The organism is Kitasatospora atroaurantiaca, assembly GCF_007828955.1.
GTDB classification, from domain to species: domain Bacteria; phylum Actinomycetota; class Actinomycetes; order Streptomycetales; family Streptomycetaceae; genus Kitasatospora; species Kitasatospora atroaurantiaca.
In genome coordinates, this window is sequence record NZ_VIVR01000001.1 from 6021190 (window position 1) to 6033775 (window position 12586).

The 12586-nt window shown below is 72.0% G+C and carries 14 protein-coding genes and 1 pseudogene; 8 read left to right on the top strand and 7 right to left on the bottom strand.

Features of this window, described 5'->3' with window-relative positions:
* Positions 1 to 162: 162 nt before the first annotated feature.
* The 3 genes from FB465_RS27120 (at position 163) to FB465_RS27130 (ending at position 2381) form a co-directional block, all read left to right on the top strand.
* Entirely contained in the window at positions 163 to 1185 is a 1023-nt protein-coding gene (locus FB465_RS27120; protein WP_145794650.1) for a C40 family peptidase, read from the top strand.
* Positions 1186 to 1358: 173 nt separating this feature from the next.
* Positions 1359 to 2021, top strand: a complete 663-nt coding sequence (locus FB465_RS27125) for a double zinc ribbon domain-containing protein (protein WP_145794652.1) — start codon at positions 1359 to 1361, stop codon at positions 2019 to 2021.
* 93 nt (positions 2022 to 2114) lie between these two features.
* Positions 2115 to 2381 (top strand): GlsB/YeaQ/YmgE family stress response membrane protein, encoded by a 267-nt coding sequence (locus FB465_RS27130; protein ID WP_145794653.1) that lies wholly within the window; start codon positions 2115 to 2117, stop codon positions 2379 to 2381.
* Between the two features lie 42 nt (positions 2382 to 2423).
* Here the strand turns inward: FB465_RS27130 and FB465_RS27135 are convergent, their stop codons facing one another.
* On the bottom strand, positions 2424 to 3137 hold the full coding sequence (locus tag FB465_RS27135) for an AAA family ATPase (RefSeq protein WP_342791845.1): 714 nt from the start codon (positions 3135 to 3137) through the stop codon (positions 2424 to 2426).
* Between the two features lie 307 nt (positions 3138 to 3444).
* On the opposite strand from FB465_RS27135, the gene FB465_RS27140 reads away from it, so the two are divergent.
* A complete protein-coding gene (locus FB465_RS27140; RefSeq protein ID WP_145794655.1) occupies positions 3445 to 4239 on the top strand; it encodes a metal-dependent hydrolase in 795 nt (264 codons plus the stop codon).
* Between the two features lie 13 nt (positions 4240 to 4252).
* Here the strand turns inward: FB465_RS27140 and FB465_RS27145 are convergent, their stop codons facing one another.
* From FB465_RS27145 to FB465_RS27170, 6 genes and pseudogenes are all read right to left on the bottom strand, one after another.
* The gene (locus tag FB465_RS27145) at positions 4253 to 5182 is read right to left on the bottom strand and encodes a M56 family metallopeptidase (RefSeq protein ID WP_145794656.1); all 930 of its coding nucleotides are present in this window, start codon (positions 5180 to 5182) and stop codon (positions 4253 to 4255) included.
* Positions 5183 to 5188: 6 nt separating this feature from the next.
* A complete protein-coding gene (locus FB465_RS27150; RefSeq protein WP_145794658.1) occupies positions 5189 to 5593 on the bottom strand; it encodes a BlaI/MecI/CopY family transcriptional regulator in 405 nt (134 codons plus the stop codon).
* A 48-nt stretch (positions 5594 to 5641) separates the two neighbouring features.
* A complete protein-coding gene (locus FB465_RS27155; RefSeq protein WP_145794659.1) occupies positions 5642 to 8116 on the bottom strand; it encodes a SpoIIE family protein phosphatase in 2475 nt (824 codons plus the stop codon).
* A 265-nt stretch (positions 8117 to 8381) separates the two neighbouring features.
* Positions 8382 to 9824: an alginate lyase family protein gene (locus FB465_RS27160; RefSeq protein ID WP_145797626.1), complete on the bottom strand. Its 1443-nt coding sequence runs from the start codon at positions 9822 to 9824 to the stop codon at positions 8382 to 8384.
* A gap of 128 nt (positions 9825 to 9952) precedes the next feature.
* Positions 9953 to 10276, bottom strand: a pseudogene (locus FB465_RS27165) (response regulator transcription factor); the annotation flags it as partial.
* A complete protein-coding gene (locus FB465_RS27170; RefSeq protein ID WP_246192863.1) occupies positions 10273 to 10698 on the bottom strand; it encodes a sensor histidine kinase in 426 nt (141 codons plus the stop codon). The pseudogene FB465_RS27165 and the gene FB465_RS27170, both read right to left, overlap by 4 nt.
* Here FB465_RS27170 and FB465_RS27175 point away from each other — a divergent pair.
* From FB465_RS27175 to FB465_RS27190, 4 genes are all read left to right on the top strand, one after another.
* Positions 10685 to 11035, top strand: coding sequence for a hypothetical protein (locus FB465_RS27175; RefSeq protein WP_170290440.1), 351 nt, complete (start codon positions 10685 to 10687; stop codon positions 11033 to 11035). The genes FB465_RS27170 and FB465_RS27175 overlap by 14 nt on opposite strands.
* Positions 11032 to 11433 (top strand): hypothetical protein, encoded by a 402-nt coding sequence (locus tag FB465_RS27180; protein WP_145794664.1) that lies wholly within the window; start codon positions 11032 to 11034, stop codon positions 11431 to 11433. Before FB465_RS27175 ends, FB465_RS27180 begins: the two co-directional genes overlap by 4 nt.
* Positions 11434 to 11540: 107 nt before the next feature.
* Positions 11541 to 11771: a hypothetical protein gene (locus tag FB465_RS27185; protein ID WP_211785863.1), complete on the top strand. Its 231-nt coding sequence runs from the start codon at positions 11541 to 11543 to the stop codon at positions 11769 to 11771.
* Positions 11772 to 11890: 119 nt separating this feature from the next.
* Positions 11891 to 12562 (top strand): enoyl-CoA hydratase-related protein, encoded by a 672-nt coding sequence (locus tag FB465_RS27190; RefSeq protein ID WP_145794666.1) that lies wholly within the window; start codon positions 11891 to 11893, stop codon positions 12560 to 12562.
* Positions 12563 to 12586 lie beyond the last annotated feature (24 nt).

Below are 12586 nucleotides of genomic sequence, written 5' to 3' on the forward strand. Positions count from 1 at the left end.
GTTTTCCGGACCGACCTCGTGTCCGCTGGCGAGGTGCCGGGCGGAGTGGGCGCGGCTTGCGAAACGAAGCCATGAACTACTAGGTTCATTCGTAGTAGCGGCCGGCGAACGCCTGTCTGCCGTCAACAGGCCTGCCCGGGCCTTGGGAGGAGTCCTCGTTCCATGGGTAACCACCGTCGGCCGAAGTCTCCGAGTCGTGCCCGCATCACCGCGGTGGCCGGCTTGGCCGGTGCGGCCTCGCTGCTCCCGCTGGCCTCGGCCCACGCGGAGCCGAAGCCGTCCATCGAGCAGGTCAAGCGCGAGGTCGACCAGCTGCACGAGGATGCCGAGTCGTCCACCGAGAAGTTCAACAAGGCCGAGGAGCAGCAGAAGCAGCTCCAGCAGGACGCGAACACGATCCAGGACCGTATCGCCCGCCAGCAGGCCAGGATCAGCGAGATGCAGACCGTCCTCGGCGGTGTGGCGGCGGAGCAGTACCGCAGCGGGGGCATCGACCCCTCGGTGAAGCTGATGCTCTCCAGCGCCCCCGACCGGTACCTCCAGCAGGCGTCGATGGCCGACCAGGCCACCAACCGGCAGGTCGGCACGCTGCGGGCGCTGATGGCGGAACAGCGAAAGCTCGACCAGGACAGGGCCGAGGCCGGCCGGAAGCTCGCCGAGCTGGAGCGGGCCACCGTCGACGCGCGGCAGCGCAAGGCCGAGGTCAAGGAGAAGCTGGCCAAGGTCCAGAAGCTCCTCGGCAGCCTCACGGCCGCCGAGCGCGCCCAGGTGAACGACGACGGAACGGGCAAGGCCTCCCGCAGCTCGAGCCGCGGCCAGACCTACACCGGGCCGGCCACCGGCCAGGTGAAGGCGGTACTCGACTTCGCGTACGCCCAGTTGGGCAAGCCCTACGAGTGGGGAGCCACCGGCCCGAACTCCTTCGACTGCTCCGGGCTCACCCAGGGGGCCTGGCGCGCGGGCGGTGTCGCGCTGCCGCGCGTCTCCCAGGACCAGTGGAACGCCGGCCGGCACGTGGCCAAGAGTGATCTGCAGCCCGGCGACCTGGTCTTCTACTACAGCGACCTGCACCACGTCGGCATCTACATAGGCAACGGCCAGCTGCTGCACGCGCCGCGCACGGGCAAGAACGTCGAGATCGTCGGTCTGGACGTCATGCCGTACATGGGCGCCGTACGGCCGTAGCCTCCTTCCTCTACGCGCCTGTAGAGTTCCCCCGGGGCGTCACCAGATCTTCATCTGCGGAGCTTCCCAGCTTGTGACGGTATCTGCCATTCTGTCCTCCGCCCCGGAGCCGCTCGCGGCCGCATCAGCGACACACGGCCGGGTACGCCGAGCACTCCTACCCGGGGGACCATATGAGCACCGAGATCTACTTCAGCAACAACTACCGTGACCTGTCGGAGCAGCACGGCACCGGAGCGGGCTTCCAGTTCGAGTTCTCCTGTTCCCGTTGCCACGACACCTGGCGCTCCCCGTTCGAGGCCTTCACCACCGGTCAGGTGGCGAGCTGGGTCAACAAGGGCGTCAGCGCGGCGTGGAGCCTGATCGGTGGCAGCGCGAGCAGCGGCATCAGCAACGCCGCCGACGGGCTTGCGGGTGCCAACTGGGGCAGCTCGCGCGACGCGGCCTTCCAGCGCGCGATCGCCAACGCCCAGCACCACTTCAACCGGTGCGGCCGCTGCACCAGCTATGTCTGCGGTCGCTGCTGGGACGGCCCCCAGGGCCTGTGCCACACCTGCGCGCCGGACACCGCCGCCGAGTCGCTGGCCGCCCAGCGCCGCGGGCTCAACGACATGGTGTCCCAGCAGGCCTACGCCTACGGTCAGCAGACCGGCGAGGGCTACGACGTCCGGACCCCTCGTCAGCTCGTGTGCCCGCAGTGCCGGGCCGAGACCCACGGCACCCCGTTCTGCCCCGGCTGCGGCTTCCACCTTGCTCAGCCCAGCCAGTGCACGCAGTGCCAGGCGGCCCTGCCGGACGGCGCCGCCTTCTGCCCGGGCTGCGGCACCCGCCGCTGAGACCCGTTCGACCGGGGTGCCGCACCAGCGGGCACCGGCCTCGTGCGGGCGAGTCCGTTCGCACGGCACAGCAACCAGAGGAGCACCGATACCGTGGGCATCGTCAGTTGGATCGTACTCGGCCTGATAGCCGGTGGGATCGCCAAGTTCCTGCTGCCCGGCCGCGACCCGGGCGGCCTGTTCGTCACCACCCTCATCGGTGTGGCGGGCTCCTTCGTCGGCGGGTGGCTCTCCGCCACCTTCCTGCACCGTCCGGTCGCCAAGAGCTTCTTCGACCTCGCGACCTGGGGAGCGGCCATCGCGGGCTCGTTCGTCCTGCTGGTCCTCTACCGGCTGCTCTTCGGCAACTCCCGCCGCTGACAGCGGCCGAGGGCGGGGCAGGGCATCCGAGGCCCGGCCCCGCTACTCGCCGGCCGGGGAGGGGCGGCGCTGCTGCGGGCCGAACTCGGCCGTCACGTACTGCCGTGACGCCCGGTCGAGCAGGACCACGGACGTCGCCTCCGCCACCGCGCCGGGGACGGATCCCGCCTCCGGGCCCGCGGCCGTGTGCTCCGACAGCGCTCCCAGCAGCCGGTCCAGCCCGCGCCGGTGCCGGGCGAACACACGTGGCGCCGCCCAACGGCCGCGTGCCTGCTGGCCCGCGAGGGCCGCAGTCGCTCCGACGTCCAGCAGCACCAGGTGCAGTTCGCGTCCCTGGCGGCCGGCAGCGCGGGCCAGCCACCGGCGCAGCCACGGCCGGCTGCCGCAGTCGTGCACCAGCAGGGGGCCGCCGCCGCGTACCGCCGCCCGCAGCCACCGGAAGTGCTCCAACCGCGCCCAGGGCCGGTACACCGCATAGGGCAGCCACGCGGGCATCACGGACTCGCACGCGACATGGACGTCCCGCGGGTCGACGGCGGGCACAGCGCTGGACCAGCGGCGCAGCAGGGTGCTCTTGCCACTGCCGGGCAGACCGGAGACCACGACCACGGCGTCCGCCGGGTAGGACAGCAGGAGACCGGCGGCCGTCCGGGTACGCAGATCCACCAGCCCGCGCGGCCGGAAGACCGCTCCCGGCTCGTCGTGCCCGATGATCCCCACCTTCGCCGCCCCCGACCTGCTCGTACCGCCAGTCACCGCCACCGCCTCCGCCACCGCTCTCCGCCAGAACCAGACCGCTCAGCCTTGCACGGGCCGGCCGGAACTCCTCCGAAGGGTGGCTGCGAGGTGGGTCACGGCGGCGTCGGGCGGGCACCCGTCCCGGGGGACTGTCATGGGATCACGACAGGGGCATCCGGGACCAGGCCGGGTGACGGGGAGTTCGTCCGTACGCCTCCGCCGGCTCGGCGCACAGCCCGTTCGATGGCGAAGATCACGTGGCGATATGCTGCGGCACCGTCAGGCGCGCGGTGCGCCTGGGACTGACCGAGGGACGGTTTTCGCCATGATGGGACCGGCGCACGCGCTCTCCGGCGCAGCGGCCTGGCTGGGGGTGGGAGCGGCCGCGTCGGCGATGGACCGCCCGATGCCGTGGCCCGTGCTCCTCGTAGGGGCTCTGATCTGTGCCGGCGCGGCACTCGCACCCGACCTCGACCACAAGGCGGCGACCATATCGCGGGCCTTCGGCCCGGTGTCGCGCAACCTGTGCGAGATCATCGACAAGCTCTCGTACGCCGCCTACAAGTCGACCCGCAAGCCGGGCGATCCGCGCCGTTCGGGTGGGCACCGGACGCTGACGCACACCTGGCTGTGGGCGGTGATGTGCGGGGCCGGGGCGGCGGCGGTCTGTGTTCTCGGCGGCCGTTGGGGCGTTCTGGCGGTGCTCTTCGTGCACATGGTGCTGGCCATCGAGGGTCTGCTGTGGCGGCACGCCCGGGTCTCCAGCGACGTACTCGTCTGGCTGCTCGGAGTGTCGAGCGCGTGGATGCTCGCGGACATCCTCGACAAGCCGGGCAACGGTGCGGGCTGGCTCTTCACGCAGCCCGGTCAGGAGTACCTGTGGATCGGTCTGCCGATCGTGCTCGGCGCGCTCGTGCACTGCATCGGCGACGCACTGACCGTGTCCGGGTGCCCGATCTTCTGGCCCATCCCGATCGGCCGCAAGCGCTGGTACCCGGTCGGCCCGCCCAAGGTGATGCGGTTCCGGGCGGGCAGCTGGGTCGAACTGAAGGTCCTCACACCCGTCTTCATGGTTCTGGGCGGCATCGGGGCGCTGGGCGCACTCGACTTCATCGGCTGACGGCGGCCGCCTGCTACAGCGGGGTGGCGGCCTTCACCACGAGCAGCAGCGCGATCGCGGCGTTGAGCGCGGACACCGCGGAGGCCGCGGTGCCGGCCGCGGCGACCATGGCGGCGAGCCCCGCCGGGCTGTGCGCCGGCGGCCAGGTGTGGTCCGCCGGCGCCGGTCCGAGCAGGGCCGCGACCCGGCGCGGCACCGGGCCGGGTGCGGCGAACGCCGGCAGGCCGGGGGCCGCGTGGTGGGAGACGAGGGCGGCGCGGGCGACGGCGCGGGCGGTGAGCCGGCGGCTGCCGACGGCCCGGGCGGCGTCCTCGTCGGCCCAGCGCTCGGTGCTGTAGGCGACGGCCTTCTGCAGCGGGCGCAGGAACGGATTGACGGCGCTGGCGAGTTGGGTGGCCAGCCGGACGCGATGGTGGCGGCCCGCGAGGTGCGCCTGCTCATGGGCGATGAGGGCGCGCTGCTCGTCCTCGTCCAGGCTCTCGAGCATGCCGGTGGACACCACGATCCGCCCGGGCGCTCCCGGCAGGGCGTAGGCGTACGGCCTGTCGTCGTGCGCCACGGCGGGACCGTCCCCGTACGGCACCGACCTGAGCACCGAGCGGGCACGGGCCCTGACCCGCAGATGCCGCAGGGCCGTCACCGCGCAGGCGGTGACGACGAGGGCGAGGGCGATGAGCGATCCGGTGCCGACGGCCTCGTGGAAGGGGACGGCGTCGCGTACCCCGGGGTGGGACCAGTCGTCGGGCAGCGGGTTGCCGGCGATCTGGGCGGTGCCGACCACGCCGAGCAGACCGAGGCACAGCGCGCTGCACAGGGCCATGGCGACGCTGATCGTGGTCATCAGGCGGGTGGCGGCGCGCGGGTGGAGGTGCTGCTCGGCCAGCCGCGCGATCGGCACGGAGGTCAGCGGCAGGATGAGCGGGAGGAAGACGAAGACGCCCATACCCGCTCAGCCCTGCTGCTCGTCGGAGGCGCGGAGCAGGGCGCGGAGGAGTTCCTCGTCATGGGGGAGCAGGGTGCTGACGAAGCTGGCGAGCGCCGCATCGCGGTCGTTCTCGTTGTCCAGGATGCGCCGCATCTTCAGCGCGGTGAGGTCGGCCGGCCCGGAGGCCGCGCTCCAGGTGTAGGCGCGGCCGGTGCGGCTGCGCGAGACGGCCTGCTTGGCCCGGAGGCGGGACAGGATGGTCATGACCGTGGTGTAGGCGAGGTCCCCGCCCAGGTGTTGCTGCACCCAGCCGGCGGTGGCGGGCCCGGGTGCGGCCTTGAGCGCGGAGAGGACCTGGGCCTCGAGTTCGCCCTGGCCGCGCCGTCGTGCATGGGGCGGGTCGGTGGCGTCGTCCCTGTCCTGGGCCATGGCCCGTCTCCCTCCAGTACGGCCGGCCGGGTGGTGCCGGGATGCGTCTCATCCTAGTGACGGACGGGCCTCGGCCCCGGTGCCCTGCGGTTCCGCGGCAGGGAGTGGCTGCTCCGCCCAGATGGTCTTGCCACGGGCGTGGTAGCGCGTGCCCCAGAGCTGCACGAGCTGCGCGACCATGTACAGCCCGCGCCCTCCTTCGTCGGTGTCGAGCGCGCGCCGGACGTGCGGGGAGGTGCTGCTGCCGTCGGAGACCTCGCAGATCAGGCTGCGGTCGCGGATCAGCCGCAGCGTGATCGGCGGGTTGCCGTAGCGAATGGCATTGGTGACGAGCTCGCTGACGACCAGTTCCGTGGTGAACTCCAGCTCCTCCAGGCCCCATTCGGCCAGCTTCCGGGCCGCGAGCGTACGGGCCCGGCCCACCACCTCCGGCTCGGAGGCCAGCTCCCAGGTGACGTGGCGGTCCGGACCCAGCGCGTGCACCCGCGCCACCAGCAGTGCCGCGTCCTCCTGCGGGTGCTCCGGCAGCAGCTGGCGCGTCACCGCGGCGCAGATGTCGCCGGGCCTCGGGAACGAGGGGACCTGAGGGTCCGACAGCGCTTCGCGGAGCCGTTCGGTGCCCACGTCGATGCTCTGGTCCCGGGACTCCACCAGGCCGTCGGTGTACAGCACGAGCAGATCCCCGTCGGTCAAGGTCACCTCGCTGCTCTCGAACGGGGCTCCGCCCAGGCCCAGGGGCGGTCCGCAGGGCAGATCGAGGAGCTCGACCTTCCCGTCCGCGGACACCCGTACGGGCGGTGGATGACCCGCCCGGGCGAGAACGCAGCGGCGCGTGATCGGGTCGAAGAGCGCGTACACGCAGGTGGTTCCGGCCGCGCCACCGGTGAGTCCCTCGCGCCGGCCGTCCTGGAGCCGATGGACCTGCTCGTCCAGACGAGTGAGCAACTCCTCGGGGGACAGGTCGAGGTCCGCGAGTGTCCGCACCGCGGTACGCAGCCGCCCCATGGTCACCGCCGAGTGCAGGCCGTGGCCCGTCACGTCGCCCACCACCAGCGCGACCCGCGCACCGGAGAGCGGGATCACGTCGAACCAGTCGCCCCCCAGCACCGTGTGACCACTCGCCGGCAGGTAGCGCCACGCCGCCTCCACGGCCCCGAGCACCGGAAGGTGCTGCGGCAGCAGGCTGCGTTGCAGCGCCAGCGCGGTGGTCCGCTCCCGGGTGTAGCGGCTCGCGTTGTCGATGCACACGGCGGCACGGGCCACGAACTCCTCGGCCAGCAACTCGTCGTCCGCCTCGAACGCCCGCCTGCCCCCGAAGCGTACGAAGACCACCGCACCCAGCACGGCGCCTCGCGCGGCCATCGGCACCAACAGCCACGACCGGACCCCGTGTTCGCGGGCCAACGCGGCCCGGTCGGGCCAGGCCGCGGTGAGCTCGGCGAGCAGCTCCTCACCCGTCAGAAGCACGAGCTCGCGACTCGCCAGCGCCCGGGCGAACAAGGAGCCCGCGCCGGAGGTGAGGGGGTCGACATCGCCCGTGACGACCGCTGCACCCCCCGGACCCCCGGGCACGGACGAACTCGCCGCACGGCGCAGCGGCACGGCTTCGGCGACCGGTCCGGCCACCGGCTCCTCACCGCCGAGGACGGGCTCCAGCAGGTTCACGTACGCGTGGTCGGCGAAGACCGGGACGGCGAACTCGGTCAGCTCCTGCGCGGTCCGCAGGACATCGAGTGTGCTGCCGATCCTCGAGCTCGCGTCGTTGACCAGAGCCAACCGCTCCCGGGCCCGGACCTTCTCGGTCACGTCGAACACCGCGTGGGCGAGCCCGATCACCTCCCCGGACCCGCTGCGCAGCGGCACGATGGTCTCCGACCAGGCCTTGTCGTGATCCGGGTCGTCGGGATGGCCGGACGGCACCTCCGTGGCCACCAGTGCCTCACCGGTGGCCAGGACCTGCCGCTGCCGGGCCTCGAACGCCGTCAGGTCCAACAGACCGTCCGGAGCCACCTCCCGCATGGTGAGCCCGAGGACCTTGCTCGCAAACCCCCGCAAGCGCCGTGCGTTCTGTGCGACGAAGCGCAGCTGGGTGTCGAACACATCGATGTGGAACGGTGATTCGGTGAACAGGCCCCTCAGGAGCGCGCGGCCGAGGTCCTGCTGACGGATGGCCTCGGTGTCCTCCGCCTGGATGAGCCAGTGCGGCTCGCCGGCGGTGGAGACCAGGGGATGGACCCACAGCCCGACCTCCACCCGGCTCCCGTCCCGGTGGCGCACGACCGCCGTCCCGAGGGCGGTCGTCTCCGCCGTCCGGCAGCGCCCCACGTACCGGGCGGTGTCCGCGGGGGTGTGGAGCAGGTCGGCCCCGCGACGCCCGCGGACCTCGTCCGCGGTGTAGCCGAGCAGGCGCTGCGCACCCGGACTCCAGCTCGTCAGCACACCGTGCGCGTCGATGGTGGCGTAGGCGGCGTCCCAGGGCTCGACGAGATCACCGAGGGCGGAGTTGAACATGGAGTCGTGCATCCGTCACACCCACTCCGCGACTCGCGGCACTCGGCTGCGCTGCTTGTCCGGCTGAGACCATCAAACCCGGGTGCAATTCTATCGTCGGCCCGGGCCCCCTGCCGGTAGGCGGACCGCGGCGAACGAGCGGTTCGCGCGTCCGAAAGGGTGATCCCCGTGCGGGTCGGGGCGTGAGACCCCAGGGCGGCGATCCCGGGCTGCCGACACGGCGGGGCATGAGACGCACCCGTATGACGGCCCTGCTCTGTGCCACCGCACCGGTGGGTCAGTCGCCGCGCGTCGCCTTCCGCCGTCGTCCTCGCAGCGCCAGGACGCTGCCTGCGGCGATGGCGAGCACTCCGCCGACGGCGCTGTAGGTGACGGCCTCGCCCGCGCCGGTGGAGGCCAGTCCCTTGGACGGGCCGCCCGAGGTCTGTCCGCCCCCGGTCGGGGTACTCGGGGTGGAGTCGGCGGGGTGGGCGGTGCCGGTGCTGCCGGTGGTTCGGCCGGGTGTGGGGGACGGGGCGGTCACGACGCCCGCGTCCCGGGTGAAGGCCAGCGTGCCGAAGCCGAGTTGGTCGAACCCGCCGCTGTTGGGCCCGTAGTTCCCGCCGCCCCCCTCGGGGCGGACGCGGGCGGCGAGGGCCGTGACGTAGGGCGCATCGAGGCCCCGGCGCTTGGTGTAGTGATTCTGGATCATCTCCCAGATGGGCCGCACGTTGCCGCGGGCGGCGGGGGAGGCCGCGGTGAAGGTCTCCTCGCCGGACCACTTGCCGGGCGCGCCCTTCCTCCAGGTGTAGGGGGCGTACGGGACGTCCTGGCCCAGGTTCCACCTGGCGACGTACTCGGCGCCCTTGAGGAAGCGGCTGTCGTCGTACCCGTACAGGTCGATGCCCTGGTTCCAGGCCATCTCGCAGACGGCCGCCATCAGGCCGACCGCCAACGTGGCATGGCCCTGGTCGCGGCCGGCTTCCGTCCACTGCCCCAGCCCGCCGGGGTGGAGGACCGGGATGGCGTTCCTGACCGAGCCGTTCCCCGCGCCGTTCTTGAAGTAGTCGACGGCCTGGTCGACCTTGGCACGGTCGTCGCACAGGATGCCGATCGCGAGGACGGAGGCGACGCTCAGCAGGTCCCAGCTGCTCCAGTAGTTGGTGATGAACGCGCCGTTGTGGTTGGCCAGGAAGTCGTTGTTCAGCGGGTAGAAGACGGTCAGCATCATCGCCTTGAACCGGTCGAGGTCGAATCCGGGGTAGCCGCGCATCAGTTCGGCGGCGTTGGCGAACTGGTAGCCCTGGATGCCCGCGCAGAGGAACCTGTCCGCGTTCCCGGCGACCGTCCTGAGGGTGCCGGACCAGGTGTTGAGGATGTCGCGGGCGGCGTCGCCGTGCGCCCGGTCCCCGGTGATCCGCCAACGGAGGGCGTTCTGGTAGGCGGCGTGGACGTCGTTGAACAGCGTGCCGTAGTTCTCCGGGGTCCCCGAGCCCCGGTAGACGGTGGCCTGCGGGTTCGGCCGCCAACCGCTCTGCGCATGCGAGTTGGCCGCCAGCTTGTCCCAACCCGCCTTCCACGGCTGGGCGCCCGCGCTCACCTTCGCCGCCATCCGGTCGAGATCGGCCTGCGTGTGCAGCATCCCCGGGTGCACCAACGCCTCCCCGGCGGCCGCCGCAGTGCCTCCGGCCAACGCCGCAGCGCCGACCCCCGCCGCCAGCCCGCCGCCGACCTTCAGCATCCTCCGGCGGCTGATCGTCCCGTGCCTGTCGTCCTGACCCACCGATTCGCTCCTTCTCGGGTTCTGTCCGTGTGACCAGGAGACGTACGGCCGACCGACGGGATAACACCGAATCACGGACCGGTTTTCAGTTCGGGGAAGTGGAACGGCTTGGCGAGGTAGTCGTCGGCGCCCAGGGTCAGGCCGCTGACGCGGTCACTCGGCGCACCGGCTGCGGTCAGCATCAGGACCATGGCCGGGCCGTCGCGGTCGGTGATCATCTGACAGAGGGTGTCGCCGTGGATTCCCGGCAGGTCGCGGTCGAGGACGACGACGTCGTACGCGTTGGTGTCGAGCTTGGCCACCGCCTCCAGCCCGTCGTGGGCGGCGTCCACGGCCATGCCCTGGTCACGCAGGCCCTCGACCAGGACCTCGGCGAGGGACCGCACGTCCTCGACCACCAGGACTCTCACGCCGGGACTCCCGCGGTGCGGGCCGCCAAGGGCAGCGAGACGCCGACCCGCAGGCCGCCTTCGGCGCGGGCGTAGAGGTCGAGGCTGCCGCCGTGCGCCGCGGCGATGGCTGCGACGATCGACAGCCCGAGCCCCGACCCGCCGCCGGTGCTGGTCCGGTCCGCGCCGAGCCGGCGGAACGGCTGGGCGAGCTGGGCGACTTGCTGCCGGTCGAGGAGCCGGCCGCCGGTCTCGACGACGAGCTGCGCCGTTGAGCCGTCGGCCTCGGTGGCGACGCGGATCCAGCCTCCCCGGTGGTTGTGGCCGATCGCATTGTCGATCAGGTTGCCGACCAGGCGGGACAGGAGCGGCTCGCTTCCCTGCACCCACGCACCGTCGTCCTCGCCGACCCCGTGCACGGTCAGGTCCTTGTGGCAGGACAACGCGGACCACCTGGTGGTGGGGCGCGGCAGGGTCATCGCGGACACCACGGTGCGGGAGCTGCTGGCGGGTACGGCTCGCGGCCGGGTGACTCTGCGTACGTCCGAGAAGACCCGGGCGACGGCGGTGTTGACGGCGGCGGGGGCCGCCGTGACCGTCACCGGGCCCGGCACGCTCAGCGTCTCCGGGCTGACCACCGAGAGGGTCGTGGAGGTCCTCGGCGGGCATGTGGTGCCGTTCTCGGAGGTGTCGGCGCATCGCGCGTCCTTGGAGGAGGCCTATCTGGAGCTCACCCGGGACGTGGTGGAGTACCGCAGCGCCGGGGAGGTGGCCCGATGACCTCCACGATCACGCTTGACCGGCCGGGGCCGACGACCGGTTTCCGGCACGTGCTGCGGGCCGAGTGGACCAAGTTCAGGACGGTGCGCGGCTGGGTGCTGGGGACGGCCGCCGCGGCCTTGGCGATGGTGGTGGTCGGGCTGCTCGGCACGGCGGGTGGTGGCGGGGCCGGTCACGGTGCCGCGCCGTCGGTTCCTAAGGGGCCGGGCGGCGAGGCCGTGAACGACAGTTTCTTCTTCGTGCACAGGGAGTTGGAGGGCGACGGCAGCATCACCGTCCCCGTGTCCTCGCTGACCGGCGTGACCGCGTCCGGGCCGCAGGAGAGTCCGGCCGGTGTCGCGCCGTGGGCGAAGGCGGGGCTCATCGTGAAGGCGAACCTCACGCAGGGATCGGCCTAAACGGCCGTCATGGTCACCGGCGATCGGTTCTCTACCTCGTCCTGATCGCCCTGCTCGGCCTCGGCGTCGCGACCGCCGTTCGGGACGCGGCGGCGGCCATCGGCACCGTGCTCGGCCTGCTCTACCTGTTCCCGATCCTCACCCACGTGGTCACCGACCCGCAGTGGCAGGAGCGACTGCAGCAGATCGCGCCGATGACCGCCGGACTGGCCGTCCAGTCCACCACCGGGCTGCACAGCCTGCCCATCGGCCCATGGGCAGGTCTCGGCGTCCTCGCCGCATGGAGCCTCGCGGCACTCCTCACCGGCGGGCTGTCGCTCGGGCTCCGCGACGTCTGAGGATCGTCGGAAAAATCTCCGGCCGGGCGGACAACCGGGCTGCGGTCCATGTACTGTGCCGTACATCGTAGTTACCTGTCAGTAACTTTGTGCAGGCTCGACCGTGTGAAGGAGCAGCCATGCCCACGCTCGACCGTCAGGACGACGTGTTCGTCCTCGGCATCGGAGACACCGAGAACCGCTTCCACCCGGACTGGATCGCCTCCGTCAACGCCCTGCTGGACGAGGTGGAGAAGACGGAGGGCCCGCGGGCCCTGGTGACCGCCGCGACCGGCAAGTTCTTCTCCAACGGCCTGGACCTGGACTGGCTGTTCGCGCACGCCGACCAGGCAGGCGAGTACGTCGCCGGCGTCCAGGAGCTCCTGGCGCGGGTACTGACCCTGCCGGTGGTCACCGTGGCGGCCCTGCAGGGGCACACCTTCGCGGCCGGCGCCATGCTCTCCCTGACCCACGACTTCCGCGTGATGCGCGGCGACCGGGGCTACTGGTGCCTGCCCGAGGCCGAGATCAACATTCCCTTCACCGCAGGCATGTCCGCGCTCATCCAGTCCCGGCTGACCCCGCAGACGGCGCACGAGGCCATGGTCACCGCACGCCGCTACGGCGGCCACGACGCCCTCGCCGCCGCGATCGTCGACCGCACGGCGGACGAGGACGCGGTCCTTCAGGCCGCCGTCGAGATCGCCCAGGCCCACGCGGCCAAGGCCGGGCCCACCGTCGGCACGATCAAGACCCGCATGTACGCTCCGGTCCTGGCCGCGCTGCGTGAGAAGGACATCCCGCTCGGCTGAGAGGTTCCGGGTGCCTTTGTTTGC